19 protein-coding genes and 1 pseudogene are annotated in these 24,001 nt (G+C 63.3%); 10 read left to right on the forward strand and 10 right to left on the reverse strand.

Translation table 11 applies throughout. From position 1 onward, the window contains the following. Positions 1–25: 25 nt before the first annotated feature. Positions 26–925, reverse strand: coding sequence for a DMT family transporter (locus PG883_RS13175; protein WP_042864813.1), 900 nt, complete (start codon positions 923–925; stop codon positions 26–28). 109 nt (positions 926–1,034) lie between these two features. Further along, entirely contained in the window at positions 1,035–1,475 is a 441-nt protein-coding gene (locus PG883_RS13180) for a DUF2214 family protein (RefSeq protein ID WP_029314852.1), read from the reverse strand. A gap of 110 nt (positions 1,476–1,585) precedes the next feature. On the opposite strand from PG883_RS13180, the gene PG883_RS13185 reads away from it, so the two are divergent. Next, positions 1,586–3,190, forward strand: a complete 1,605-nt coding sequence (locus PG883_RS13185; protein ID WP_270807294.1) for a sensor domain-containing diguanylate cyclase — start codon at positions 1,586–1,588, stop codon at positions 3,188–3,190. A gap of 23 nt (positions 3,191–3,213) precedes the next feature. On the opposite strand, the gene PG883_RS13190 is transcribed toward PG883_RS13185, so the two are convergent. The 6 genes from PG883_RS13190 to PG883_RS13215 all read right to left on the reverse strand — a co-directional run bounded on the left by PG883_RS13190 (position 3,214) and on the right by PG883_RS13215 (position 8,508). Further along, positions 3,214–3,873 (reverse strand): HAD family hydrolase, encoded by a 660-nt coding sequence (locus PG883_RS13190; RefSeq protein WP_041214057.1) that lies wholly within the window; start codon positions 3,871–3,873, stop codon positions 3,214–3,216. 65 nt (positions 3,874–3,938) lie between these two features. Further along, the gene (locus PG883_RS13195; RefSeq protein WP_201935401.1) at positions 3,939–4,946 is read right to left on the reverse strand and encodes an ABC transporter ATP-binding protein; all 1,008 of its coding nucleotides are present in this window, start codon (positions 4,944–4,946) and stop codon (positions 3,939–3,941) included. Positions 4,947–4,952: 6 nt separating this feature from the next. Beyond that, on the reverse strand, positions 4,953–5,729 hold the full coding sequence (locus tag PG883_RS13200) for an ABC transporter permease (protein WP_128272487.1): 777 nt from the start codon (positions 5,727–5,729) through the stop codon (positions 4,953–4,955). After that, positions 5,722–6,618 (reverse strand): ABC transporter permease, encoded by an 897-nt coding sequence (locus PG883_RS13205; RefSeq protein WP_201935404.1) that lies wholly within the window; start codon positions 6,616–6,618, stop codon positions 5,722–5,724. Before PG883_RS13205 ends, PG883_RS13200 begins: the two co-directional genes overlap by 8 nt. Then, a complete protein-coding gene (locus PG883_RS13210; RefSeq protein WP_270807295.1) occupies positions 6,618–7,451 on the reverse strand; it encodes an alkaline phosphatase family protein in 834 nt (277 codons plus the stop codon). Before PG883_RS13210 ends, PG883_RS13205 begins: the two co-directional genes overlap by 1 nt. Positions 7,452–7,461: 10 nt before the next feature. Then, the gene (locus PG883_RS13215) at positions 7,462–8,508 is read right to left on the reverse strand and encodes an ABC transporter substrate-binding protein (protein WP_010675915.1); all 1,047 of its coding nucleotides are present in this window, start codon (positions 8,506–8,508) and stop codon (positions 7,462–7,464) included. Between the two features lie 183 nt (positions 8,509–8,691). Between PG883_RS13215 and PG883_RS13220 the strand changes: the two genes are divergently transcribed. After that, positions 8,692–9,504: a UTRA domain-containing protein gene (locus tag PG883_RS13220; protein ID WP_161646905.1), complete on the forward strand. Its 813-nt coding sequence runs from the start codon at positions 8,692–8,694 to the stop codon at positions 9,502–9,504. Positions 9,505–9,552: 48 nt separating this feature from the next. Here the strand turns inward: PG883_RS13220 and PG883_RS13225 are convergent, their stop codons facing one another. Next, positions 9,553–10,317 (reverse strand): helix-turn-helix domain-containing protein, encoded by a 765-nt coding sequence (locus tag PG883_RS13225; protein WP_010675913.1) that lies wholly within the window; start codon positions 10,315–10,317, stop codon positions 9,553–9,555. 443 nt (positions 10,318–10,760) lie between these two features. Then, positions 10,761–11,675 (reverse strand): LysR family transcriptional regulator, encoded by a 915-nt coding sequence (locus tag PG883_RS13230; RefSeq protein ID WP_010675912.1) that lies wholly within the window; start codon positions 11,673–11,675, stop codon positions 10,761–10,763. 257 nt (positions 11,676–11,932) lie between these two features. On the opposite strand from PG883_RS13230, the gene PG883_RS13235 reads away from it, so the two are divergent. The 8 genes and pseudogenes from PG883_RS13235 to PG883_RS13270 form a co-directional block, all read left to right on the forward strand. Beyond that, complete coding sequence (locus tag PG883_RS13235; RefSeq protein ID WP_043154978.1) at positions 11,933–12,265, forward strand: hypothetical protein; 333 nt, start codon at positions 11,933–11,935, stop codon at positions 12,263–12,265. A 30-nt stretch (positions 12,266–12,295) separates the two neighbouring features. After that, the gene (locus tag PG883_RS13240; protein WP_010675910.1) at positions 12,296–12,982 is read left to right on the forward strand and encodes a pirin family protein; all 687 of its coding nucleotides are present in this window, start codon (positions 12,296–12,298) and stop codon (positions 12,980–12,982) included. An 83-nt stretch (positions 12,983–13,065) separates the two neighbouring features. Then, positions 13,066–13,458, forward strand: a complete 393-nt coding sequence (locus PG883_RS13245; RefSeq protein WP_043154976.1) for a DoxX family protein — start codon at positions 13,066–13,068, stop codon at positions 13,456–13,458. Between the two features lie 232 nt (positions 13,459–13,690). After that, positions 13,691–17,032 carry an exodeoxyribonuclease V subunit gamma gene (gene recC / locus PG883_RS13250; protein WP_270807296.1) on the forward strand — a complete coding sequence of 1,114 codons (3,342 nt, stop codon included), beginning with the start codon at positions 13,691–13,693 and terminating at the stop codon, positions 17,030–17,032. Continuing rightward, positions 17,032–20,640, forward strand: coding sequence for an exodeoxyribonuclease V subunit beta (gene recB, locus PG883_RS13255; protein WP_270807297.1), 3,609 nt, complete (start codon positions 17,032–17,034; stop codon positions 20,638–20,640). The genes recC and recB overlap by 1 nt, the downstream gene beginning before the upstream one ends. Further along, the gene (gene recD, locus PG883_RS13260; RefSeq protein WP_270807298.1) at positions 20,637–22,700 is read left to right on the forward strand and encodes an exodeoxyribonuclease V subunit alpha; all 2,064 of its coding nucleotides are present in this window, start codon (positions 20,637–20,639) and stop codon (positions 22,698–22,700) included. The genes recB and recD overlap by 4 nt, the downstream gene beginning before the upstream one ends. A 134-nt stretch (positions 22,701–22,834) precedes the next feature. Next, positions 22,835–23,713, forward strand: coding sequence for an AAA family ATPase (locus PG883_RS13265; RefSeq protein ID WP_270807299.1), 879 nt, complete (start codon positions 22,835–22,837; stop codon positions 23,711–23,713). Between the two features lie 43 nt (positions 23,714–23,756). Then, positions 23,757–23,891: pseudogene (locus tag PG883_RS13270) on the forward strand (helix-turn-helix domain-containing protein); the annotation flags it as partial. Positions 23,892–24,001: the final 110 nt, after the last annotated feature.

Below are 24,001 nucleotides of genomic sequence, written 5' to 3' on the forward strand. Positions count from 1 at the left end.
TTGGGGTCAATGACCACCGCAGATATCAGGGCTGGCTGGGCACCTTGTTGCGGCGGGACTTCCACCACCAGCGCAGGCGGATCTGGGAGATGAGCATCCCCGCCAGCATCAGGGCGCAGCCGACCACGGCCCGTTCGTCCAGATGTTCCCCCAGCAGCAGGACACCGCCGATGGCGGCGAACACCGTCTCCAGGCTGAGGATGATGGCGGCGTGGGCCGGATGGGCACCGCGCTGCCCCACCACCTGCAGGGTATAGCCGATGCCGACCGAGACCAGACCGGCGTAGAGCAGCGCCTGCCAGCCCGCGACGGCACCACTCGCCGTCGGGGTCTCGATGACGAAGGCCGTGGCCAGGCTGAGCAGGCCGCACACCACGAACTGCACCCCGGCAAGACGAATGGGGGCGACCCGGTTCGAGTAGTGATCCAGCACCAGCAGATGCACGGCCCAGAACAGGGCCCCGATCACTTGCAGCAGATCGCCGTAGCCGATGGTGAACTCCTCGGTGACGCTGAGGTAGTAGAGCCCGGCCATGGCGATGAGGGCGCCTACCCAGGTGTTGGCCCCGGTCTTGTGGCGCAGGGCCAGGCCGATGACGGGGACCAGGATGATGTAGAGGCCGGTGATGAAGCCCGCCTTGGCGGCCGTGGTGTAGAGCAGCCCCACCTGTTGCAGGGAGGCGGCGGAGAAGAGCACGGTGCCGGCGATGAGGCCCCCGGTCAGCAGCAGGCGGTGATCACCGGCAGGCTGGGGCGGCTGGCGTGACTTGAGCCACCACAAGAGCGGCAGCAGGGAGAGGGCGCCCAGCAGGAAGCGCAGGCCGTTGAAGGTGAAGGGCCCCATGTGATCCATCCCCAGACGCTGGGCGACGAAGCCCAGCCCCCAGATGGCGGCGGCCATCAATAACATCATGTTTGAACGCATACGGAATCATCCCTGAGAAAGAGTCTCGGCGGCACTCGGGCCCCGCCATTACGATACCTGCGAGAAGGGGCGTTTGTCGTCAGCCATTTGTTGCCGGGCGAGGGCAGGATCAGCGGCTGGCCAGCTTGGCGAGCAGGGGCAGCAGGGCGAGCAGCAGCAGGTTGCCCCTAAGGATCCAGATCACCCAGAACTGCTGCTGGGTGGAGACAAGGGGAGCCCGTCCCTGGCGCAAGGATCGGCGCCAGTGGTGGAACAGCCGGCTGGGGTAGCCAAAGCTGATGGCCATGGCGAAGAACATCAGCAGCTTGGTGCGGTAACCCGGATTGGCAAACAGGATGGCCGGTGGCTGGGGATGGGCGACCACCAGCAGCACTCCCGTGATGAAGATGAGCAGCAGGGCCAGGGCGGCCAGGCTGTCAGCCAGCAGCAGCTTGCGCACCTGCTCGATGGACATGCCGCGTCGGAACAGGAAATACTCCGAGGTGATGGCACCGGTCAGGGTGATCACGGCGCAGTAATGGAGGGCAGTCAGCAGTTCCGGTTTCAACATCCAGGCCAGTTCCTTCTCGTTGGCCACCTGATGCGCTTCCTTTTGGACGCCATCAGGTGGGGCTGATATTCTGACACTACACGATGTCAGGGGATAGCATGGAGTCAGGGTTGGATAAGCGAGCAGTCTCCAAAAAGACCTGGTCCCTGGTGGCACGGATGCGCCTGGGCCTGCTTCTGCTCTTCATTCCCGTCCTGATGCTGGGCGCCATCTACTACCTGCACATGGAGCGCAGCCTGCAGCGAGAGCTGCAACAGCGCCTGCTCGCCACCAATCACCAGTTGCGCCACGTCTTCATCGAGCCCTACCTGAACGAGATGGAGCGTCAGTTCTCCCTCATCTACGACCAGATCAAGGTGGAGGACATCAGCGGCCCCCGTCTGCGCAACACCGACTCCTATCTCAGGGAGTGGCGTCTCTACAAGGGGGTGATGGCGGATCTCATCTACATCTATGTGGGCACCGCCGAGCGCCAGATGCTGATCTACCCCGAATGGCAGGCGGATGCGGACTTCGATCCCAGGGTGCGCCCCTGGTATCAGCTGGCCAGCCAGCATGTGGGCAAGATGGTCTGGACCGAACCCTACTACGACTACACCAACGGCACGCTGGTGATCGCCCTGGCGCGGGCCATCACCGACAAGGAGGGCAAGGTGCGGGGGGTCTTCGCGGTGGATGCCATCCTGGCCCCCTTCTCCGTCCAGCTGAACCGGCAGTGGAACAGCGGCTACCAGATGATCGTCAACCAGTCGGGCAAGGTGCTGGCCCACCCCGATCCCTCACAACTGCTCAAGCCTATGACGCACCCGACCTGGCTCTCCCGCTTCAGCGGAGAGGACGGCATCTTCCTGGATCAGGCGTCTCGCCAGTTCGTGGCCTACAGCCGCCTGCCGGACCACAACTGGGTGCTGATCAGCGTGTTGCCCGCCTCCAGCATCCAGGCGGTGGTGGCGAGTGCCTCCCTCAACGTGCTCGGGATCATCGTGCTGGCCAGCGTGCTCTACATGGTGCTGGCACTGATCTGGTCCCGTTATTTCAGGCGGATGCTGGACGAGATCTCCACCGTGATCCGGGCCAGCCGGACCCAGCCTGACGAGGTGCACCAGGGGGGGATGCGCGAGCTCAGGCACGTCTATGCCGAGCTGGCGGAGGTGAGCAAGGACTACCACGAGGTGCGCCAGCAGGCGAACCTCGACAAGCTGACCGGCCTTTACAACCGGCGCTTCTTCGACGAGCGGTTGAATCGGCTGCTGCTCGATCAGGACCGCTTCTGCCTGGCCATGATCGATCTGGACGGTTTCAAGCGGATCAATGACACCTATGGTCACCAGACCGGGGACGTGGTGCTCAAGCGGGTGGCCAGCTTTGGCGCCAAGCTGCTGGGGGATCATGGCTGGGTATGCCGCTATGGCGGGGAAGAGCTGGTGGTGCTGTTTGCCAATCCCGATATCCACTTCTGCCAGATGCTGCTGGAGCAGTACAGGATTGGGGTGGCCTCCCTGCACTGGCGTGAACCCGGTCTTGGGATCACCTTCAGCGGCGGCCTGGTGGCGAGTGCCCCCGGGCTTGGGGCCAGGAGCCTGCTGACCATGGTCGATGCCGAGGTCTATCGCGCCAAGGGTGACGGCAAGAATCGCATCTACATGGTGGATCCCCTGGCCCCCCGGGACGACTCGCCCTCAGGGGATGGCATGTTGAGCAAAGAAGAGGCCTGAGGGCCTCTTCTTCATTGCGCGGATCAAGGGTGCAACTGCCAGGTCCAGAGGGGCCAGCCCAGCTCCTCGGCGCACTGGCGCAGGGCGGGGGCCGGATTGACCGCATGGGGATGGCTCACCGCCCGCAGCATGGGCAGATCGTTGTGGGAATCGCTGTAGCCGAAGCTCCCCTGCCAGAGGTGTTCCTTTCCGGCAAAGAGCTGGTTGATGCGGGCCACCTTGCCTTCGCGAAAACTCAGGGTGCCGCGGGTCTGGCCGGTCAGCATGCCGGCTTCCTCGTCGAGCAGGATGGCCACGCAGTGATCCATCCCCAGCATCTGCGCCATGGGGGCCACCAGATGCTCGCCGGAGGCGGAGATGAGCACCAGCTCGTCGCCACGCTGGCGGTGCCACTCGATGCGGGCCAGCCCCTCGGGGTAGAGGCGCTCCCGCAGCACCTGTTCGGCAAAGCGGGTGCAGAGGGAGTCGAGCCACTGGCGCGTCCTGCCTGCCAGCGGTTGCAGGGTGAAGGCCATGTACTGGTGCATGTCCATCTTGCCCTGGTGGTAGAGGGACATCATGGCCTGCTCCTCGGCCACCATGCCCGCCGGGGCCAGCTCCTGGGCCACCATGTACTCCAGCCAGAGGCTGGCGGAATCCCCCGCTATCAGGGTCTCGTCCAGATCAAACAGTGCCAGGGCCATGGCTGCTCCTCGGGTTGGCTGCCAGCATCGGGGAACTGGCTGAAAAATGAATGGGATTCATGGCGTTATGCTACCTCACAGAGTTGATCCCGGGCCACCACCAGGGTCACGGCGCTGCCCACCGGCAGCAGATCGCCGGCACGGCGGTTGAGGCAATCCACCGTCAACAGCCCTGCCTCGCACTCCACCTGATAGCGGATGACGTTGCCGAGCAGCTGCTGCTGGCGAACGATGCCGGGCAGGCTGGGCTCGTGGCTGGTCGCCCCGGCGGGCAGCAGGGTGATGGACTCCGGTCGCAGCGCCAGCTTACCGCGAAAGCGCGGGCCGAACAGGGATTTGGCCTGCTCGCCATCCAGCAGGTTGTAGTTGCCGATAAAGCCCGCCACGAACTCGCTGGCGGGGCGGGTGTAGATCTGCTCCGGCGTGCCGCTCTGGACGATGGAGCCCTTGTTCATCAGGAAGATCCGATCCGACAGGGTCAGTGCCTCCTCCTGATCGTGGGTCACGAAGATGGTGGTGAGCTCAAGGCGCTGCTGGATCGCGCGGATCTGCTGGCGCAGGCTGCGGCGGATGCGGGCATCCAGCGCCGAGAGGGGCTCATCCAGCAAGAGGATCCGGGGTTGCACCACCAGGGCGCGGGCCAGCGCCACTCGCTGGCGCTGGCCGCCGGAGAGCTCGGCCGGATAGCGGCGCTCGAAGCCGGTCAGCTCCACCAGCTCTAGCGCCTCTTGCACGCTGGCGGCGAGATCCCGCCCCGGCTGGGGCTTCATCTTGAGGCCGAAGGCGACGTTGTCCCACACCGTCATGTTGGGGAAGAGCGCATAGCTCTGGAACACCATGCCGATGCCCCGCTTCTGGGGCGCTTGCCAGGTGATGTCCTCACCGGCCACCCGCACCTGACCTCCATCCACTGGGGTGAGCCCGGCCAGGGCTCGCAGCAGGGTGGATTTGCCGCAGCCGGAGGGGCCGAGCAGGGTCACCAGCTCCCCCTTGCGGATGCCGAATTCAATTCCCTCGAACACCTTGGTGTCGCCGTAGGATTTGTGCAGTTGATTCACTTCTAGATGGAACATGTTGATTCACCGATGAAATCTGTTAGCTGCCCAGGTGAGCAGCAGGGTCAGCAGGAAGTAGCTCATCACCAGTGCGCTGGTGAAGTGGCCCGAGGTGGCACGCATGTTGTAGAGGTAGACCTGCAGGGTCTCGTAACGGGTGCCCACCAGCATGTTGGCAAACACGAACTCCCCGAGCAGGAAGGAGAGCGAGAGAAACAGCGCCGCCAGCAGCCCCTTGCGCAGGCAGGGGATCACCACCAGCAGGAAGGCGCGGGCACTGCTCGCCCCCAGCAGATGGGCGGCATCCATCAGATCCTTGAGCGGCACCCCTTGCAGGCTGTTGGCCAGCGCCCGGTACATGAAGGGGAGCACCACGGTGAACCAGGTGCCGATCAGGATCCACGGCGTGCCGATAATCGGCAGCACGCCGTCGGCGTAGATCTGCAGCAAGCCCACCGAGGAGACCACGGGCGGCACCGCGAAGGGGAGCAGGATCAAGAGGTTCATCCAGGGATCCAGCCTGGGGAAGTAGTAGGCCACCACCAGCACGGTGGGCACCAGCACCAGGGTCCCCAGCAGCAGGGTGGCGAAGCAGACCAGGAGGCTGCGGCCAAAGGCCGCCAGAAAGCGCGGGTCGCCCCAGAGCTTGAGATACCAGTCGAGGGTGAAGCCATCCGGCAGCAGGGTCGCCCCCCAACGGGTGGAGATGGAGTAGATAAAGGTGGCCAGCAGCGGTAGCAGCAGGGTGGCGACCAGCGCCCCCAGCACCCATCTGGGCCAGCGCGGCGTCAAATCATGCATGGGATTGCCCCTTGTTCACATAGCTCTTTTTCAGCAGCCACTGGTTGGCGGCTGTCACCACCCCCAGCAGCACCATCAGGATCACCGCCAGCGCCGCCGCGAGATTCGGCTCGAGGAAGATGTCGCCGGAGACCAGACTGGCCACCCGGATGGTCACCAGGTTGAAGTTGCCGGTGGTGAGAGCGTAGGCAGAGGCATAGGCTCCCACCGCGTTGGCAAACAGGATGATCAGGGTGCCGAGCAGGGCAGGGGTGAGCACCGGCAGCGCCACGTGCCACACATACTGCCCCCTGCTCGCACCCAGCAGGGCGGCGGCCTGGGGCCACTCATCCTGCAGGGCGTCGAACGCCGGGTAGAGCAGCAGCAGGGCAAGGGGGATTTGGAAGTAGGTGTAAATCAGGATAAGGCCGCTGCCCGAATAGAGGTTGAAGTCGTCGATGAGGCCCCAGGATTTGAGCAACAGGGTAACGGCGCCATTGATGCCGAGCACGATGATGAAGGCGAACGCCAGCGGCACGCCGCTGAAGTTGCCGGTCATGGTGACGAAGGCCAGCAGCACCCGCTTGACCCGCTCGCCGCTGTGGCGCAGGGCCGCGGCCCCGAGGGTGCCGATGGCGAGCCCCGCCAGGCTGGCGATGCCGGCGATGCGCAAGGAGTTGCCGAAGGATTGCAGATAGAAGGGGGAGCCCAAAATCTCCCGGTAGTGGTCGAGACCCCAGCCATCGGGGGTCTGGACGCTGCCCACCAGCACCCACACCATGGGGGCGAGCTGGAACAGGATCATCAAGAGGACAAAGGGCAGCAGCACAAGGGCCGGCAGCCAGTGGCGGCGCACCCGGCGTGGCTTCACCTGTTGATCCGCGAGGATCTCGGTGGTGGCAGGCATCATCAGTGCACCTCGCGCATAAAGGCCGCCTTGAGCAGCGGGGGGGCTGCCGGCTTGTCGTGGGGAACCCCCAGCAGATCCGCCATCAGGGCGCAGAGCTGGGTCTGGGCGATCACTACCCCATCCGGCCAGCGCTCGACGAAGGCATCGCCAAAGAGCCAGAGTGGCACAGTGCGCTCCTCGGCCAGGGTGCCGCCATGGCTGAGATCGTTGTTCATGCCGTGATCCGAGGTGATCACCACCTGATACCCCTCCGCCAGCCACTGGGGCAGCAGCTCGGCCAGCAGACTGTCCATGCGGCGAGCCTGATTGCGGTACTGGCGGGAATCGAGGCCAAACTGGTGGCCCGCATCGTCCACCCCCATGGGGTGGATCAGCAGAAAATCGGGGTCGTACTGGCTGCGCAGCCACTCGCCGTCCATCAGCAGATGGCTGTCGGGGTAGCCGTCATCCCAGTAGAAGCAGCCGTGCTGGATGGGCAGTTGCTCATCGTGAGTGAAGCGATCGCGGGCCACCAGCCAGGGGCTCTGGTTGTAGAGCTCGCTCACCCAGTGGTAGGCCGCCGCTGCGGTGCGTTTGCCCGCGGCCCGGGCCAGATGGAAGATGGAGTCGTGTTGGCTCAGGCGATTCACCCCGTTGTGGGTGATGCCGCTCGCCACCGGCGGCAAGCCGGTCAGGATGCACTCGTAGAGAGGGCGGGAGAGGGAGGGCAGGGCGGCACTCAGGGTCGTATGCAGGCCGCGCTCTGCCTCCACCATGCCACAGAGGTAGCCCATGCAATGGGCTACCTCTGCTGCCAGGCCATCCACAAGTACCACTATCACCTTGTGTTGCACTGGCCACTCCTTACTGCATGTTGATCATGACGGTTTCCTGCCACTGGCGCGGCAGGGCCTTGGAGCTCTGCTCCCAGGCGGCGTGATCCTGCACCGGCTTGGCGTTGGCATACTGCTCGGCCGGCAGCAGCTTGGCCTTGACGTCATCCGGCAGGGTCACGTTGCTGCGAATGGGGCGGGCGTAGCCACGGGCCAGGTTGATTTGACCTGCATCGGAGAGGATGTATTCCCGCGCCAGCTTGGCGGCGTTGGGGTTCTTGGCCCACTTGTTGATGATGGTGGTGTAGCCGGCGATGACGGAGCCGTCGCTCGGGATCACCACATCAAACTTCTTGGGGTCGATCTGGTCGCGGTAGTTGAGGGCGTTGAAGTCCCACAGCACCCCCACTTCCACTTCGCCTTTCTCGATGTTGGCGATGGTCGGGTCGTTCAGCGACAGACGGCCCTGCTTGGCCAGCTTGCCGAACAGATCCAGGGCTGGTTTCAGATTCTTCTCGCTGCCGCCGGTGGCATAGGCCGCCGCCAGCACGCCGTTGTTGGCCTGGGAGGCGACGCCTACGTCACCCAGGGTCACCTTGTAGTCGCCACCCAGCAGGGATTGCCAGCTGGTGGGGGCGGCCTTGACCAGATCCTTGTTGATCAGGAAGGCGATGGTGCCGGTATAGGCCAGCATCCAGTGGCCATCCGCATCCTTGGCCCAGTTGGGAATGTCGGCCCAGGTGGAGGGCTTGTAGGGCTGGGTGACCCCCTGCTTGACCGCAACCGGACCGAAGGCGCCGCCCACGTCGCCGATGTCGGCGGTGGCGTTGGCCTTCTCGGCGGCGAACTTGGCGATCTCCTGGGCGGAGCTCATGTCGGTATCCTGATGCTTGATGCCGTAGATGCTGCCGAGCTGCTGCCAGGTATCCTTCCAGTTGGCCCAGCTGTCCGGCATGCCGACGCTCTGGAGCTGGCCCTCACCGCGGGCGGCTTTTTCGAGATCCGCGATGTTCTCGGCGGCAAACAGCGGTTGACTGATGGCCACCAGGGCCAGTGCACTTGCGATCACGCTTTTCATCATCCCATCCCTCTGGACTAGGTCAGTTAAGGTTCGAGAGGGATGCTAGAGGGGAAATATGACGGTGGCGGGGCGCTTTGATGGCAGTTTCGTGACAATCGCCCTGTCATGGCGCTGTCATCAGGGGCGGTTACAACTCGGGGTCGACAACCTCTGGTCTACTCCAGTGGTGTGCAAACCCGAATGACCGACAGGGATGTGACAGTGACAGAGCGATTGAGTGAACAGGGGATGGCCGATGGCCGCATACCCTCCAAGTGCGAACAGATTTGCCGGACCCTGCGCCGCTATATCGGCAGCGGACACCTGGCGGCGGGGCAGCAGCTGCCCGCCGAACGGGCCCTGAGCGAGCGATTCGCCACCACCCGCATCACCATCAAGGAGGCGCTCTCCAGCCTCGAGGCGGACGGCCTCATCTACCGGGCCGAGCGGCGCGGCTGGTTCGTGGCGCCGCCTCGCCTCACCTACGATCCCGCCATCCACACCCACTTTCACCAGTGGATTGGCGAGCAGCAGCGCACCGCCGAGACCCGTGTGCTGGCCCATGGCAACCAGCTTGCCAGCAGCGAGTTGTGCCGCTGGATGGGTCTGGAACCCTTTACGCCGCTGTATGAAATTCGCCGCCAGCGGCTGATCGACGGTCGCCCCGTGCTCCACGTCAGCCATCACCTGCTGGCGAGCCGCTTCCCCGGCATCGCCAGCGCTCCTCTGGCCAGCTCCCTCACCGAGCTTTACCGGCAGCGCTATGGCATAGGCCAGGGCTGGGCGAGCCTCGAGATCACCCCCTCGGCGGCCCGGGGAGAGATAGCCCGCGCCCTCAACCTGGCCCAGGGGAGTGCCGTGCTGCGGTTGGTGCGGGTCAATCATGACGAGGAGGGGAAGCTGGTGGATTGCGACATCGAGCACTGGCGACCGGACGCCATCCGCATCTGCCTGGATACCCGGGCACTGCAACCGCTCGCCACCGGCGCGCGGCAGGTGCAACTGGCAGAGTAGCGGCGTTCTGGCGCCCTGACGGGGCGGATCCCGCAGGATCCACCGGGATCAGTTGTCGATGTTGGGGATCAGATCGTCGAAGCTCTGGTAGCCGCAGTCCGCCAGTTGCAGCGACATGGTGTAGGTCTTGCTGCCCTCCCGCTGGCCGATGGCGGGGCGGTTGAGCTTGAGCTCCTGATGCCAGTACTCCTTCATGCGATCGATCAGCGCCATGGCCTCGCTTTCCCCCAGATGGAGCTGGCACAGCGCCATGTAGTTGTTGGGCCTGTGCATGTTCTCCACCAGATAGTCCCCCAGCACCGACATGGCCTGGCGCGCCTGCTGGCGGGCGAAGCGGCTGTGCTGCTCGAAGCTGATGCGCTCGCTGATGAGGAAGTGGTAGCTGTTGTCGATGCCAAGCTGCAGGATGCCGAGCTTCTCCAGCTTGCGCAGATAGAGGTAGCAGGAGGCATCGGTCAGGCCGTACTCCCGCTTGAGATCGATAAGGGTCTTGTCGCGCCAGAAGATGTTGGCGAGAAAGGCATAGAGCCCCGGCTCCTTGTGAAACGCCTCGTCCTGCTCCTGGGTAAAGACGGCCCGGCGGCTCTGGGCATCCTGGGTCCGGTCCAGCAGCTCTTCGAAGGAGAGTCCCACCAGATGGCAGATCTCCAGCAGGGTGTCGAACGGCAGGGAGGGCTTGTTCATCATGCGTTTCACGGTGGCGATGGAAACCCCCATGGCTTCTGCCAGGGTCTGATAGCGGATCCCCTTGTCGGTCAGGGTTTTCTTCAGGGTGTCGAGGATGTGATTGGCCAGTGTCTGGCTGTAGGTCATGCAACTATTCCTTTATCTGCATTTTTAGTCGTGTCAGAAATTGAGTGGTTTGTCTGTATCGGGCTCAAATTTTGACACCTAGAAAAACCAGAGGAGGGTAACCCGGTGATAATGGCGGAAATGGCCTGACCAGTTGTGGTGCAAGGTGGCAGAAAATGACACTCGGTGGTGCATATCCTTCAACCTTTCAACATTTTGCTGGTGATGCATATTACATCGCACATAATTCAACACGAATCGGATTCAATACCTTCCTGGTTGAGAAAACGATTGTTTGCTTCCAATTTAAGGGTTTTTTTAACCGCAAGGTTTTATTCTTTCCTGGCATTGAGCGGAACTCGCAAGAGGTCCGCTTTTTTTCTTTTCTCCGAATCTGAGCCCGTCGTCAAGAATGGGGCGCAGTTTTGGTACTTCCTGCGCCACCGACCCCGGAAGGCAGTCCTTTATTCCCCCTGACCGGCAAACAGCTTGGGGATCTCCCGCACCAGCCAGCTCTTGGCCTTGCCCATGGTGTCCCGCCGCCAGGCCAGCACGACCTGGATCTGGTGGCGATATTCGGGACTGATCACCTTGAGTCTGCCCGCCTTGATGTCCTCTTCAATCCAGCGTTGCGGCATGGTGCCGATGCCGAGCCCCGCCAGCAGGGCGTCCCGCTTCTCCCCCATGGTGCTGACGGTCAGGCGCGGCTGCTTGTCGAGCAGGCGGTAGGTGAGCACCGGCTTGCGCAGTGCCGTGTCGGCTACCGCGATGGCGCGATAGCGGCGCAGGGTCTCGTCCGCCAGGGGCTCGGGTTCCTGATGCAGGGGGTGATCGGGGTGGGCGACGTAGAGCATCACCTCCTCCCTGAGCACCTGGTGCTTGATGCCGGTCATGGCGATATCGGCATTGAGAGAGGAGATGAGCAGGTCGGCGCGGCCATCCTCCAGGCACTCCCAACTGCCCGCCAGCACCTCGGCGCGAAACCTCAGCCGGGTATCGGTCTGTTCGGCCAGCCGATCCACCAGGGGGTAGAGAGCCTGTACCGGCATCAAGGCGTCGACGGCGATGGTGATGTCGGTCTCCCAGCCACGGGAGAGGGCCCGGGTCTCCCCCACCAGGTGCTCGGCCGCCTCCAGCAGCACCCGGCCCCGCTCCAGCAGCATGCGGCCCGCCGGGGTGAACTTGGTCCTGTGGCCGCTGCGGTCGAACAGCATGGCGTCCAGCTCGTCTTCCAGCTTTTGTACCGTGTAGCTCAGCGCCGAAGGCACCTTGCCCAGCTCGTCGGCCGCCGCCGCGAAGCTGCCACGACGGTCGATGGCGTCCAGCACCCGGATCGCCTCCAGGGTCAGCGCCCGCTCCTTGTTCGATTCCTTGGCCATATCCAACCTTCAATTTTTTTGAATGTGTTTACCAGATTATCTCGCTAACAACTTAGGGGAAGTCACTTTAATATTCAATCAACGCTTAGGCAGGAACGCCTGGCAGCCAAATAAAAGGTAGTTCCGGGCTGAAACATCCCCAAACACGATGTCTGATGTCAGCAAAAGAACAACATAGTATTTGAATGATCTCTTGCATGGATGCATTGATTCGGGCCCAAGGGGCCTTGGCAATGACATAAAACCCAAGAGAGTGAATGAACATGAAAAACGTAATCAAGATGCTGGCCGTTGCAGGCCTGATGACCGCAGGTGCCGCCCAGGCTTCCGTTCCCGCTGACTTCAATGCCGCCCCGGGCGTGCTGTTCGTCAACTGGAGCGCCACCGCCGCGATGGACGGCAAGGCCAACCCCATGCTGGAGGTGCGCGACGAGTCCGGTGATCTGCTGGCTTCCGTCCACGCCAACCTGATCGGCACCCAGCAGGTCGCCATCCCGAGCCGCACCCAGGGCAAGCTGACGGTGAGCCTGGGCAACGAAAGCAGCAGCTACCGCATCCCCTTCGGTCTGGGTGACGGTCGCCAGCGTTAATGAACCAACTTGGTCAGTGAGGAGCACACCATGATGAAATTGAGAGCCGCAGAAGCACGGGGCAAGGCCAACTTTGGCTGGCTGGATGCCCGTCACAGCTTCTCCTTCGGTCACTACTATGACCCGGAATGGATGGGACACTCTGCCCTGCGGGTCATCAATCAGGATCGGGTGGCGCCGGGTGGCGGTTTCGCGACCCACCCTCACGCCAACATGGAGATCCTCACCTGCGTGCTGCAAGGCACCATAGAGCACAAGGACAGCCTCGGCCACGCCGAGCAGATCCCGGCGGGGGATTTCCAGCTGATGAGCGCAGGGTCCGGCATCCGGCACAGCGAGTACAACCCCTCGCAGACCGAGCCGCTCTCCCTGCTGCAAATCTGGATCGAGCCGAATGAACACGGCACGACCCCGGGTTATCAGCAGAAGAAGATTGAAAACAAGCCCGGGATGACGCTGGTGGCGTCACCGGACGGCGAGGCGGGATCCTTCAGGATCCGCCAGCAGGCCAGAGTGTGGCGTCTGCAGCTCGCAGAAGGGGAGACCCTGGAGTGGGCACTGCAAGGGCGTCATGGTTACCTGCACATGATTTCAGGGGAGCTGACCGGCAACGGTCTGGCTGCCCGACCCGGCGACGGGCTGCTCAGCCGCGACGAGTCGAGCTGGGTGCTCACCGCCTCCAGGGGGAGTGAAGCCCTGCTGTTTGACCTGCCTTGATAGAAAAATCTTGGCGAAATGAATGAGTTAACAATTAGCTTTTACACTGTAAATACCATGATGGTAAGCAAAGGAATATGACGATGGACAAGATGAAAGATGTGGCACTGCTGGTGGGTCGTGTACTGCTGGCGCTGATGTTCGTGATGGCTGGCTGGGGCAAGATCGGCGGTTACGCCGGTACCCAGGGTTACATGGAAGCCATGGGCGTGCCCGGGTTCATGCTGCCCCTGGTGATCCTGCTGGAGCTGGGTGGCGGTCTCGCCATCGTGCTGGGCCTGTTTACCCGCAGCCTCTCCGTGCTGCTGGCCGGTTTCACCCTGATGGCCGCCTTCATCTTCCACTATCAGCCTGCCGAGCAGATGCAGATGCTGATGTTCATGAAGAACGTCTCCGTGGCCGGTGGTTTCCTAGCCCTGGCGGCGGCCGGTGCAGGGGCTTTCAGCCTGGATGCCCGCCTCGGCAAGCACTGGTAATACCCTGACGTTTCAAGTTTTCCAACGCCTTTTGGCCGGTGCCCTGCACCGGCTTTTTTGTGCCCGCTTCCCGGGGATGTCATCTGTGTGACGGCGCGCAGTCCGGACGCCACAAGTGCCTTTTGCATCTTATCCCCCGATCCCCGACAATCCCGATTCGCGTGCCGTGACGGGAATGTCAGAGAGTGTCCCCCCGCGCACCCCCTCTTCATGAAATTGGCGGGAGTCGTCCATGTTTACCCTCTACCACTCCAATCAGCTGGATCTGCTCAAGGAGCTGCTGGTGAGCCGCATCCGGCAGGCTCCGCTCTCCCACCCCTTCGATCGGGAGCAGATCCTGGTGCAGAGTCCCGGCATGGCCCAGTGGCTCAAGCTGGAGCTGGCCAAGGCGTTCGGCATTGCCGCCAACATCGACTTTCCCCTGCCCGCGAGTTTCATCTGGGAGATGTTCACCCGGGTGCTGGCGGACGTGCCCCGCCAGAGCCCCTACAACAAGGGGGCCATGAGCTGGCACCTGATGACCATTCTGCCCACCCTGCTCGGCAGACCCGCCTTTGCACCCCTCGCGGCCTATCTGGGGGGCAGTGACGGGGCGGCGCCGGAGCAGGTGCGGCTCTGGCAGCTCTGCCAGAAGGTGGCGGATCTGTTCGACCAGTATCTTGTCTACCGGCCGGACTGGATCGCCCGTTGGGAAGAGGGGGAAGGATTGAGCCAGGAGCTGGCCGGAGTGAGCGGTCAGGATTGGCAGCCCGAGCTCTGGCGCGAGCTGGTGGCCCGCACCTTGGCCCTCAGCCCCAGCGGCTACCACCGCGCCAACCTCTACGAGGCCTTCATCCACGAGCTGGAGCGTACCCGGGATCTGCCGGGCAGGCTGCCGCAACGGGTCTTCGTGTTCGGCATCTCGGCCCTGCCGCCCCGCTATGTGGAGGCCCTGCTGGCCCTCGGCAGCCGCCCCGAGGTGGAGGTTCACCTGTTTGTGACCAACCCGTGCCGCTACTACTGGGGGGATTTGCTCGATCGCAAGACCCTGGCGCGCCTCGAAAACAAGCTCAAGCCCGGCACGGATCTCGAGACCCTGCAGGGCCCCGCCAACCCCTTGCTCGCCTCCATGGGCAAGCTGGGGCGTGACTACCTGCACCAGCTGATGGAGCTGGAGGTGCCGCAAATCGAGGCCTTCGTCGATATCGACGAGGTAGACGCCAAGGGCAATGTCAGCCTGCTGCGCGCCATCCAGAAGGATGTGCTGGAGCTGGCCGAGCGAGGCGCCGGTCAGTTCGATCTCGACAGCAGCCATCACAAGAGCCCTATCGATCCGGCGGATGGATCCTTGCAGATCCACGCCTGCCACGGCCCGATGCGGGAGTTGGAAGTGCTGCACGACCGGCTGCTGGCGCTGTTCGAGCAGGACCCGACCCTCACCCCGAAAGATGTGGTGGTGATGATGCCGGATGTGAACAGCTACGGCCCCTACATTCAGGCGGTGTTTGGCGCGCGGGGTCAGATCCCGTTTGCGGTCTCGGATCGGGCGGCGAGTCAGGAAAGCCCGCTGCTGCAAAGCTTCCTCGCCCTGCTCAGGCTGCCCAATGCCCGCTTCGGGGCAGGCGAGCTGCTCGCCATTCTCGAGGTGCCCGCCGTGCTGCGCCGCTTCGAACTGGATGACGACGAGTTTAACCAGCTGCGGGTCTGGGTGCAGGAGACCGGCATCCGCTGGGGGCTGGATGACGGTTACCCCGTCCGGTTCGATCTGCCGCCCATGTCCGGCAATAGCTGGCTGTTCGGCCTGCGCCGCATGCTGCTCGGCTTTGCCATGGGGGATGGCGAGCCGGTGGCGGGCATCCTGCCCTACGCCGATATCGAGGGTCAGCAGGGGCTGGCACTCGGCAAGCTCGCCTGGTTTGTCGATTCGCTGGCCGAGTTTCTGCCCCGCCTGCAACAGGCGCAGCCGCTGGCCGATTGGAACGCCTGCCTGCTGGCGCTGCTGGAGCGCTTCTATCTGGCCGACGAGGATGAAGAGCGTCAGCTCCAGCTCATTCGCAGCCAGCTGGCCGAGTGGCAGACCCGGCTTGGCGAGGCCCGCTTCGAGCAGCCCATCACCGCCGATCTGTTGCAGGACTACCTCGGCAGCGTGCTGGGAGAGTCCCGCTCCAGCCAGCGCTTCCTCGCCGGTCAGGTCAACTTCTGCACCCTGATGCCGATGCGCTCCATCCCCTTCAAGCAGGTCTGCCTGCTCGGTATGAACGACGGCGTCTACCCGCGCACCCTGGCTCCCATGGGGTTCGATCTGATGGCGGTGGCGTCGCGGCGCGGGGATCGCTCCCGTCGTGATGACGACCGCTATCTCTTCCTCGAGGCGCTGCTCAGCGCCCAGCAGGGGCTCTATATCAGTTATCAGGGATTCAGCGCGCAGGACAACAGCGACAAGGTGCCATCGGTGCTGCTGGCGGAACTGATCGACTATGTGCGGCAGGGCTTCGTGCTGGCAGGGGATGAGGATCTCGATGACGAAACCTCCGGCAAGCGGCTGCTCAACCACCTGATGGTGGCGCACCCGCTCACCCCCTACAGCCGCAACTACTTCTACCCGGAGGCGGGTTCACGCCTCTTTACCTATGCCGCCGATTGGCTGCCCGCCCTCAATCCGGTGCGTGGCGCGGCCAACTTCCAGAGTGGCGAGCTGCCGCTGCCCCCCGAATGGGGCAAGGAGCAGGGGCTGGAGCTGGCGGAGCTGCTGCGCTTCTATCGCCAGCCCACCAAATATTTCCTCAACCGCCGCCTCAAGGTGTGGTTTGAGCTAAACGAAGCCAACATCGAGGATAGCGAGCCGTTCGAGCTGGATGGCCTGCAACATTATCAGCTGAAAGATCTGCTGCTCGATGCCCATCTGGCGGAAGGAGATAGCACCGAGCGTCGCGAGCGGTTGCAGCTCAGCGGCCTGTTGCCGCAAGGGTGGTTTGGCAGCCTGCTGCTGGACGATCTGGATGCCGAGATGGGCAAGCTGGCGGACCGGCTGCGGCCATGGGTTGCTGCCAATGAGTCAGAAAAGCAGGCGGTGGAGATCGATATCTCCCTCACTCAGGGTCAGCTGCAAGGGTGGATCGACACCCAGAAGGGGCGCTTGCTGGTGATCAACCCCGGCAGCTTCAACGGCAAGGATCTGCTGCTGGGCTGGATCCAGCACCTTTGCCTCTCCCTGAGTGATGCCCCCGGTGACACCCTGCTGTTCGACGCCAAGCAGAGCCTGCGCCTGCCCAGGCTCCCGGCTGACAAGGCGCGCCCCAAGCTGGCGGCGCTGGTGGCGTGCTGGGCGCAGGGGATGAAGCGGCCGCTGCCCTTCTTCCCCAACACCGCCTGGGATTGGCTCAAGGCGATCGAGAAGGATCCCGACAAGCCGGAGGCGGCCGACAAGGCGGCCCTCACCCGTTTCAACGGCGGCTGGATGATCAATGGGGAGGGGCAAGACGTTTACGTCGCCCGCTGCTTCCCCGAACTCGATGACGAGGTGCTGGGGCAGTTGCAGGCGCTGGCCCGCGAACACCTGACCCCGCTGCTCAAGACCCTGGAGGAGCTGAAATAATGGCTAACCCGCTCAATACCCTGCGTTTTCCCCTCCATGGTGAACGACTGATCGAAGCCTCTGCCGGTACCGGCAAGACCTACACCATCGCTGGCCTCTACCTGCGCCTGCTGCTGGGCCACGGCCCGCTTATCGAAGAGGGGGCCGATGCCGGTCAGCCGAGCGTCCACGAGCGGCCGCTCTCGGTGACCGAAATTCTGGTGGTGACCTTTACCGAAGCGGCCACCGCCGAGCTGCGCGGGCGGATCCGCAGTCGCATCCACGAGGCGCGCCTCGCCTTTATGCGCGGTCATAGCAGTGACACCCTGCTGGCCCAACTACTGGAAGAGGTGGAGGATCACGAGCTGGCGGCCCGCCGCCTGCTGGCCGCCGAGCGGCAGATGGACGAGGCGGCGGTCTTTACCATCCACGGCTTCTGCCAGCGGATGCTCAAGCAGAACGCCTTCGAGTCGGGCGCCCTCTTTGAAACCGAATTTCTTACCGACGACAGCCAGCTCAGGCTGCAGGCGGTGAGCGACTACTGGCGCGCCGAGTTCTATCCGGTGGATAAAGCCCTCGCCAGCGCGGTGCGCGCGCTCTGGCCGAGCCCCGCCGCCCTGCTGCGGGAGATGGGCAGCTGGCTCGACAACAGCGAGCTGGAGATCCACCCCGCGCTGGGGGACGAGACCCTCGCAGCCCGTCATCAGGCGGCTATGGCCCGCATCGCGGCGGTGAAGAGTGAATGGCTGGCGCAGACGGACGAGATCCGCCGCCAGACCGACGGCCAGATCAGCCGCTACACCGGCAAGAACTACGAAGGGTGGCTCGCCAAGATAGCCGACTGGGCGCAAGACGAGAGCAGTGGCTACGCCATTCCCAAGGAGCTGGAGCGCTTTGGCCAGACGGTGCTGGAGGAGAACCTCAAGAAGGGGGGGGCAGTGCCGACCCTGCCGCTGTTCAGTCAGATAGACGAGCTGCTGGCGAGCCGCCCCGGTATTCGGGATCTGATCCTGCAACGGGCGGCCAAGGTGGTGCGCAGCCGGATGCAGGCCAGTAAGCGCCAAGCCCATCAGCTCTCGTTCGATGACCTGCTGAAAGACCTCGACGGGGCGCTTGGCTCAAGCCTTGGCGAGCGGCTCTGCGAGCGCATTCGCGCCACCTACCGGGTGGCGATGATCGACGAATTTCAGGATACCGACCCCCAGCAGTACCGCATCTTCCACCGCCTCTACGGCGGCCACACAGACACGGCGCTGTTGATGATCGGTGACCCCAAGCAGGCCATCTACGGCTTTCGCGGCGCCGACATCTTTACCTACATTCAGGCGCGGCGAAATGTGAGCGCCCACTACACCCTCGGGCGCAACTGGCGCTCCAGCAGTGCACTGGTGGGGGCGGTCAACGGCTTGTTCGAACGGGCCAAGGATCCCTTTATCTACGAGGCGGATATCCCCTTCCTGCCGGTGGAGTCGCAGGGCAAGAGCAAGGCGCTGCTGCTCGATGGCGCCACCGCGCCCGTGCTCCACTGCTGGCAGCTGACCGGCCAGCCCACCTTCAACCGGGGGGATTACCAGAGCAAGATGGCCCGCGCCACCGCCGCCGAGATCCACCGCCTGCTGACGCTGGCCCGCGAGGGCAAGGCGCAGATCGGTGACAAAGCGGTGAAGGCCGGGGATATCGCCGTGCTGGTGCGCACCGGCGCTGAGGGCAAGCTGGTGCAGCAGGAGCTGGCACGGCTTGCCATCGCCTCCGTCTATCTGTCGAACCGCGAGAGCGTGCTGGAGCAGACGGAGGCGCGGGAGATCCTGCTGATTTTGCACGCCTGCCAGAACCCGAGCGAGGAGCGCAGCCTGCGGGCGGCGCTCGCCACCGGCCTGTTTGACCTCGACGCCAAGGCGCTCGATGGGCTGGCCAGCGACGAGCGGGCGTGGGAGAGCGCGGTGCAGGAGTTTATGGAGTACCGCAAGATCTGGCACCGCCGTGGCGTGCTGGCGATGCTGCGGGCCCTGCTGCACCGGCGCAATCTCGCCTCTTCGCTTTTGGCGAGCCCCTATGGCGAGCGGCGGCTGACCAACTTCCTCCATCTTGGCGAGCTGCTGCAACAGGTGAGCAGCGAGCTGGATGGGGAGTATGCCCTGCTGCGCTGGCTGGGGGAGGCGGTGAGCCGCCCCAACGGGCAGGACGGGGAGCAGGTACTGCGCCTCGAATCAGAGCGCAAGCTGGTGCAGATCGTCACCATCCACAAATCCAAGGGGCTGGAGTACCCGCTGGTCTTCCTGCCGTTCATTTGCAGCCACCGCGCCGCCGACACCCCCCTGTTCCACGAAACGGGGGAGGCGGGCAATCGCACCGTGCTCGATCTCACCGGTGCCGAGGAGTCCCTGGCCGAGGCCGACAAGGAGCGCCTCGCCGAAGACTTGCGCCTGCTCTACGTGGCCCTGACCCGGGGGGTCTATGCCACCTGGCTCGGGTTGGCGCCGGTGCGGGCGGGGGCGGGCAAGTCGGAGAAGACAGACCTGCACCACACCGCCATCGGTTACCTGCTGCAAAAGGGTGAAGAGGGGGATGCGCAGACGCTGGCGACCGCGCTGACCGAGCTGGCACAGGCGCTGCCCGGGGTGGCCGTCGGTGAGCCCTCGCTCACCCGTCCGGCCCCGCTGCCGCCAGAGGAGGAGCAGCTGGGCGAGCCGCAGGTGCGCCACTTTTCCGGCTCCCTTGAGCGGGACTGGTGGATCAGCTCCTACTCCGGGCTGGCGGCGCAGGGTCACGGTCACAGCAAGGGCGTGCTTGCCAACCCCGGCTTCGATGACGAGGTGATGACCGAGGCGGCTGCATTGGCTTCCGAGCAACCGGAGGAGGCACCCCAGCCCTCCATCTTCACCTTCCCGAAAGGGGCGCGTCCCGGCACCCTGCTCCACAGCCTGTTCGAGACCATCGACTTTCAAAGCGCCGCTGGTGAGCCGCTAGCAGAGCATATCGCCAGCTTGTTGCTGCAAGATGGTTTCGACGAAAGCTGGGCCCCGGTGCTGCAACAGCAGGTGGAGGCGGTGCTGGATACTCCGCTCGATACCGGCTTTGGTGATCCGGTACGGCTGCGGGATCTGGCCCCCGAGCGCAAACAGGTGGAGCTGGAGTTCTTCCTGCCCATGGGACGGGTGACGGCACCGGCGCTGACTGCGCTCTGCCAGCAGCACGACCCGCTGTCGCGGGGCAACAAGCCGCTGAGCTTTGCCACCGTGCAGGGGATGCTCAAGGGCTTTATCGACTTGGTGTTCGAGTGGCAGGGGCGCTGGTATCTGCTCGACTACAAATCGAATCACCTCGGCATGAGTCCTGCCGATTACAGCCGTCCGGCGCTGGAGCGGGCGATGGCCGAGCACCGCTACGACCTGCAATACCAGCTCTACTCGCTGGCGCTGCACCGGCTGCTCACCCTGCGCCTGCCGGGCTACGACTTCGAGCAGCACTTTGGCGGCGTTTTCTATCTTTTCCTGCGCGGCATGCCGCAGGGGGGCATTTTCCATACCCGCCCGAGCCGTGAACTGGTGCTGGGGCTGGATAAGTTGTTTCGCGAAGGCAGTGAGCTGCCAGCAGCGGGATCCCAAGCATTGAACGAGGTAGAGGCATGAGCGGCACCAAGATCAGCACCGCGACCAGCGCAATGATGGTTGAACGGCTCAAAACACTGGCGCTGGCTGGCCGTATCCGCCAGCTGGATCTGCAATTTGCCCGGCTGGTGGCCGACCTTGGTGGCAGCCCCGAGCTGGTGCTGGGGGCTGCGCTCGCCTGCTTCGAGCTGGGGCGCGGCCATGTCTGTCTGCCGCTTGAAATGTTGACTGCCGGATCCCTGCGACCGTTCGGGCTGGATCCCCAGCAGAGCCGGGATCTGTTGTCTGATCTGGCGGATCCTGCCCGCTGGCCCGCCCTGTTTGCGGCAAGCCCGCTCGTGGGTACGGAACAGGATGAGGGGCTCGCCCCGCGCTGGCCGCTGCGGCTGTGGCACGGGCGTCTCTACCTCACCCGCTACCACGATCACGAGCAGGGGGTGGCCCGCTATCTGCGCGCCCTGAGCGAGCGAGCCGAATGGCCGGAGATTGCCCCGGCCCTGTCGCGGCTGTTTGCCCGCGACTACGGGTTGGTGTTCGCGGCGCTGCTCAAGGCCCGCCTCGCCCCCGACTTCTCGGCCCGCCACTTTATCGAAAAGTATCTGGATCTGGTGTTCCCGAACGAGGTGGATTGGCCCGCCATCGAGGCGCTGCTCGCCAGTGCGCAGGCGGCGAGCGATTTGAGCAAGCTGGATGTGCTGGTGCCCGAGGCGCTCTGCTGCAACGGCCAGAAGCTGGCGGCGGCCACGGCGGCGGCGCGCCCCTTTGCGGTGATCTCCGGCGGCCCCGGCACCGGCAAGACCACCACGGTTGCTAAACTGCTCGCCATTCTGGTAGAGACCGGCCTGCAAGCGGGCAAGGCGCCGGCGATCCGGCTGGTGGCCCCCACCGGCAAGGCGGCGGCGCGCCTCACCGAGAGTATCGGCTCTGCCCTGCAGGCCCTCGATCTGCCCCCCGAGTGGGTCGAAGCGATCCCCACCGAGGCGGGCACCCTGCACCGGCTGCTCGGGGTCATTTCGGGGCGCAGCCAGTTCCGCCACCACGCGGGCAACCCGCTACACCTCGACTTGCTGGTGGTGGATGAGGCCTCCATGGTCGATTTGCCGATGATGGCGCGCCTGCTGGATGCGCTGCCCCGCCACGCCCGCCTGATCCTGCTCGGCGACAAGGATCAGCTCGCCTCGGTGGAGGCGGGGGCCGTGCTCGGCGATATCTGCAGCTTTATCGAACAGGGCATCAGCCCGGCGCAGGCGGATTGGCTCTCCCGCCAGACCGGCTACCGCTTGCAGGGCACGCCAGCGGGGGCCAGCGTGCGCGACAGCCTCTGTTTGCTCTCCAAGAGCTGGCGCTTTGATCAGCACTCCGGCATCGGTCAGCTGGCGCGCGCTTGCAACAGCGGCGATGCCACGGCGGTGGAGGCGGTCTGGGGCATGGGCTTTGCCGATATCAGCCTGCACCCCTGGGCGGGGGAGGCCTACGATGCCCTGATTGCCCAGGGGGTAGCCGGTTACGGCAGCTATCTGAAGGCGGCCCGGGCCGGAGAGGATCCGGCGGCGGTGTTCAAGGCGTTCAACGGCTTCCAGATCCTCTGCGCCCTGCGGGATGGCCCCTTCGGGGTGACGGGGCTCAACGAGCGGCTCGAACTGGCCCTCGCCAAGGCAGGGCTGATCCAGCGTGACGGCGACTGGTATGCGGGCCGCCCGGTGATGGTGGTGCGCAACGACCACGGGGTCGGCCTCTACAACGGCGACATGGGGCTCTGTCTGCCCGATGACACCGGCCGCCTCAAGGTGTGGTTCGAGCAGCCGGACGGTACCCTGCGGGCTTTGCTGCCCAGCCGGTTGCCCCCCCACGAGACCGTCTACGCCATGACCATCCACAAATCCCAGGGTTCGGAGTTTGCCCATACCGTGCTGGTGCTGCCCGACAGCCCCAGCCCGCTGCTCACCCGCGAGCTGGTCTATACCGGCATCACCCGCGCCAAGGCCCGCCTCGACCTCTACGGCGATCGCGCCCTGCTGGCACAAGCCGTGCGGAAAAAGACCGAGCGATATTCCGGATTGGCACAGAGGTTGGGGGAGTGAGCGATTGGACGGCGGTAAAGGGGGGCTGGCTTTCGAATCAGCTTTGTGATTCCTTTGTCTGCATAGATGTTGCACAATAAAAACTATGTGTGCAATTTACTCAAAATGATAGCGATATAACCAAAGGTGTATGATTGCTGAACTCATTTTGGCGGGTGCAATTTAAATCTGGATTTCAAATTATGTTAAAAGAAGCCACGTTCAAAAACTTTACATCTTTACCAAGTGACTCCTTGCTCTTCGGGTCGGGGTTGAATGTAATCGTTGCTGAAAATGGTTGTGAAAAAACCCATCTTCTTAAAGCCATATACTCTCTGTTAAGTGTTAACACTGGTGGAGATCTTGCTAAATCCTCTTTGCAGAAAGCCTATGCAGATAAGTTGATAGGGGTTTTTCGCCCTGAAAGTTTAGGGAGGCTTGTTAAGCGAAAGCAGGGGCGTGAACGTTGTGAAATCAAACTAATCATGGAAGACAAGAAGCAAAATTGCGAGATTAATTTTGCTTCTAACGCCGTGAGCAGTGTACAGGTAGAAATTGTCCCACACAAAAAATTGAATCAATCTCCTGTTTATTTGCCAACTCGAGAGTTGGTTACTTTGTGCCCTTGGTTTATCAATTTGTACGATAATTACCATCTTGAGTTTGAGGTAACTTGGCGCGATACCTGCTCATTACTGGGGGCTCCATCACTTAAAGGTCCACGAGAGAAATTAGTCTCTAAGTTGATGCAACCACTGGAAGAGGCGATAGGAGGGAAGGTAATTGTTGAACCTCATACCGGACGCTTCTATCTCCAGCAGGCAGGCCAAAAACTGGAGATGTCACTAGTTGCCGAGGGCTTGCGCAAATTGGCTATGTTGGCGCGCCTTATCAGTACCGGCGTGTTATTAGAAAGGGGATATCTATTTTGGGACGAGCCTGAGGCTAACCTCAATCCTAAGCTTATTAAGACGGGAATTCAGATAATAAGTGCGACACTCATGGATGAATGGCGAGAGGTGGCCAACTGCTGATTGGTGGTACCCTTCTGCTCGCCAAAGTATAAGCAGTATCACCATGAGCTATCAGCAGTTGACCGAGGGGCAACGATACCAGTTATCGGTGCTTCGCGCACAGGGGATGTCCATCCTTGCCACCGCACGCGCCATTGGCGTTCATCGCTCCACCCTCTACCGGGAGCTGCGTCGTAACCCCCGGTGTCAGAATAGTTGTCGCCTAATCTGAATAATCTAAATGTGAAGACCGGGGGCGGATAAAGAGTGTCGAATGGCTCGTTATTCAAGTGAGCGCAAGGCTGCTTT

Source organism: Aeromonas sp. QDB25 (assembly GCF_027707725.1).
Lineage (GTDB): Bacteria > Pseudomonadota > Gammaproteobacteria > Enterobacterales > Aeromonadaceae > Aeromonas > Aeromonas caviae.

What these genes read in the sequence shown, in the direction of transcription:
- PG883_RS13175 (WP_042864813.1), bottom strand. Translation starts at nt 925, where the DNA reads ATGCGTTCAAACATGATGTTATTGATGGCCGCCGCCATCTGGGGGCTG.
- PG883_RS13180 (WP_029314852.1), bottom strand. Translation starts at nt 1,475, where the DNA reads ATGTTGAAACCGGAACTGCTGACTGCCCTCCATTACTGCGCCGTGATC.
- PG883_RS13190 (WP_041214057.1), bottom strand. Translation starts at nt 3,873, where the DNA reads ATGGCCCTGGCACTGTTTGATCTGGACGAGACCCTGATAGCGGGGGAT.
- PG883_RS13195 (WP_201935401.1), bottom strand. Translation starts at nt 4,946, where the DNA reads ATGTTCCATCTAGAAGTGAATCAACTGCACAAATCCTACGGCGACACC.
- PG883_RS13200 (WP_128272487.1), bottom strand. Translation starts at nt 5,729, where the DNA reads ATGCATGATTTGACGCCGCGCTGGCCCAGATGGGTGCTGGGGGCGCTG.
- PG883_RS13205 (WP_201935404.1), bottom strand. Translation starts at nt 6,618, where the DNA reads ATGATGCCTGCCACCACCGAGATCCTCGCGGATCAACAGGTGAAGCCA.
- PG883_RS13215 (WP_010675915.1), bottom strand. Translation starts at nt 8,508, where the DNA reads ATGAAAAGCGTGATCGCAAGTGCACTGGCCCTGGTGGCCATCAGTCAA.
- PG883_RS13220 (WP_161646905.1), top strand. Translation starts at nt 8,692, where the DNA reads ATGACCGACAGGGATGTGACAGTGACAGAGCGATTGAGTGAACAGGGG.
- PG883_RS13225 (WP_010675913.1), bottom strand. Translation starts at nt 10,317, where the DNA reads ATGACCTACAGCCAGACACTGGCCAATCACATCCTCGACACCCTGAAG.
- PG883_RS13230 (WP_010675912.1), bottom strand. Translation starts at nt 11,675, where the DNA reads ATGGCCAAGGAATCGAACAAGGAGCGGGCGCTGACCCTGGAGGCGATC.
- PG883_RS13235 (WP_043154978.1), top strand. Translation starts at nt 11,933, where the DNA reads ATGAACATGAAAAACGTAATCAAGATGCTGGCCGTTGCAGGCCTGATG.
- PG883_RS13240 (WP_010675910.1), top strand. Translation starts at nt 12,296, where the DNA reads ATGATGAAATTGAGAGCCGCAGAAGCACGGGGCAAGGCCAACTTTGGC.
- PG883_RS13245 (WP_043154976.1), top strand. Translation starts at nt 13,066, where the DNA reads ATGGACAAGATGAAAGATGTGGCACTGCTGGTGGGTCGTGTACTGCTG.
- recC (WP_270807296.1), top strand. Translation starts at nt 13,691, where the DNA reads ATGTTTACCCTCTACCACTCCAATCAGCTGGATCTGCTCAAGGAGCTG.
- recB (WP_270807297.1), top strand. Translation starts at nt 17,032, where the DNA reads ATGGCTAACCCGCTCAATACCCTGCGTTTTCCCCTCCATGGTGAACGA.
- recD (WP_270807298.1), top strand. Translation starts at nt 20,637, where the DNA reads ATGAGCGGCACCAAGATCAGCACCGCGACCAGCGCAATGATGGTTGAA.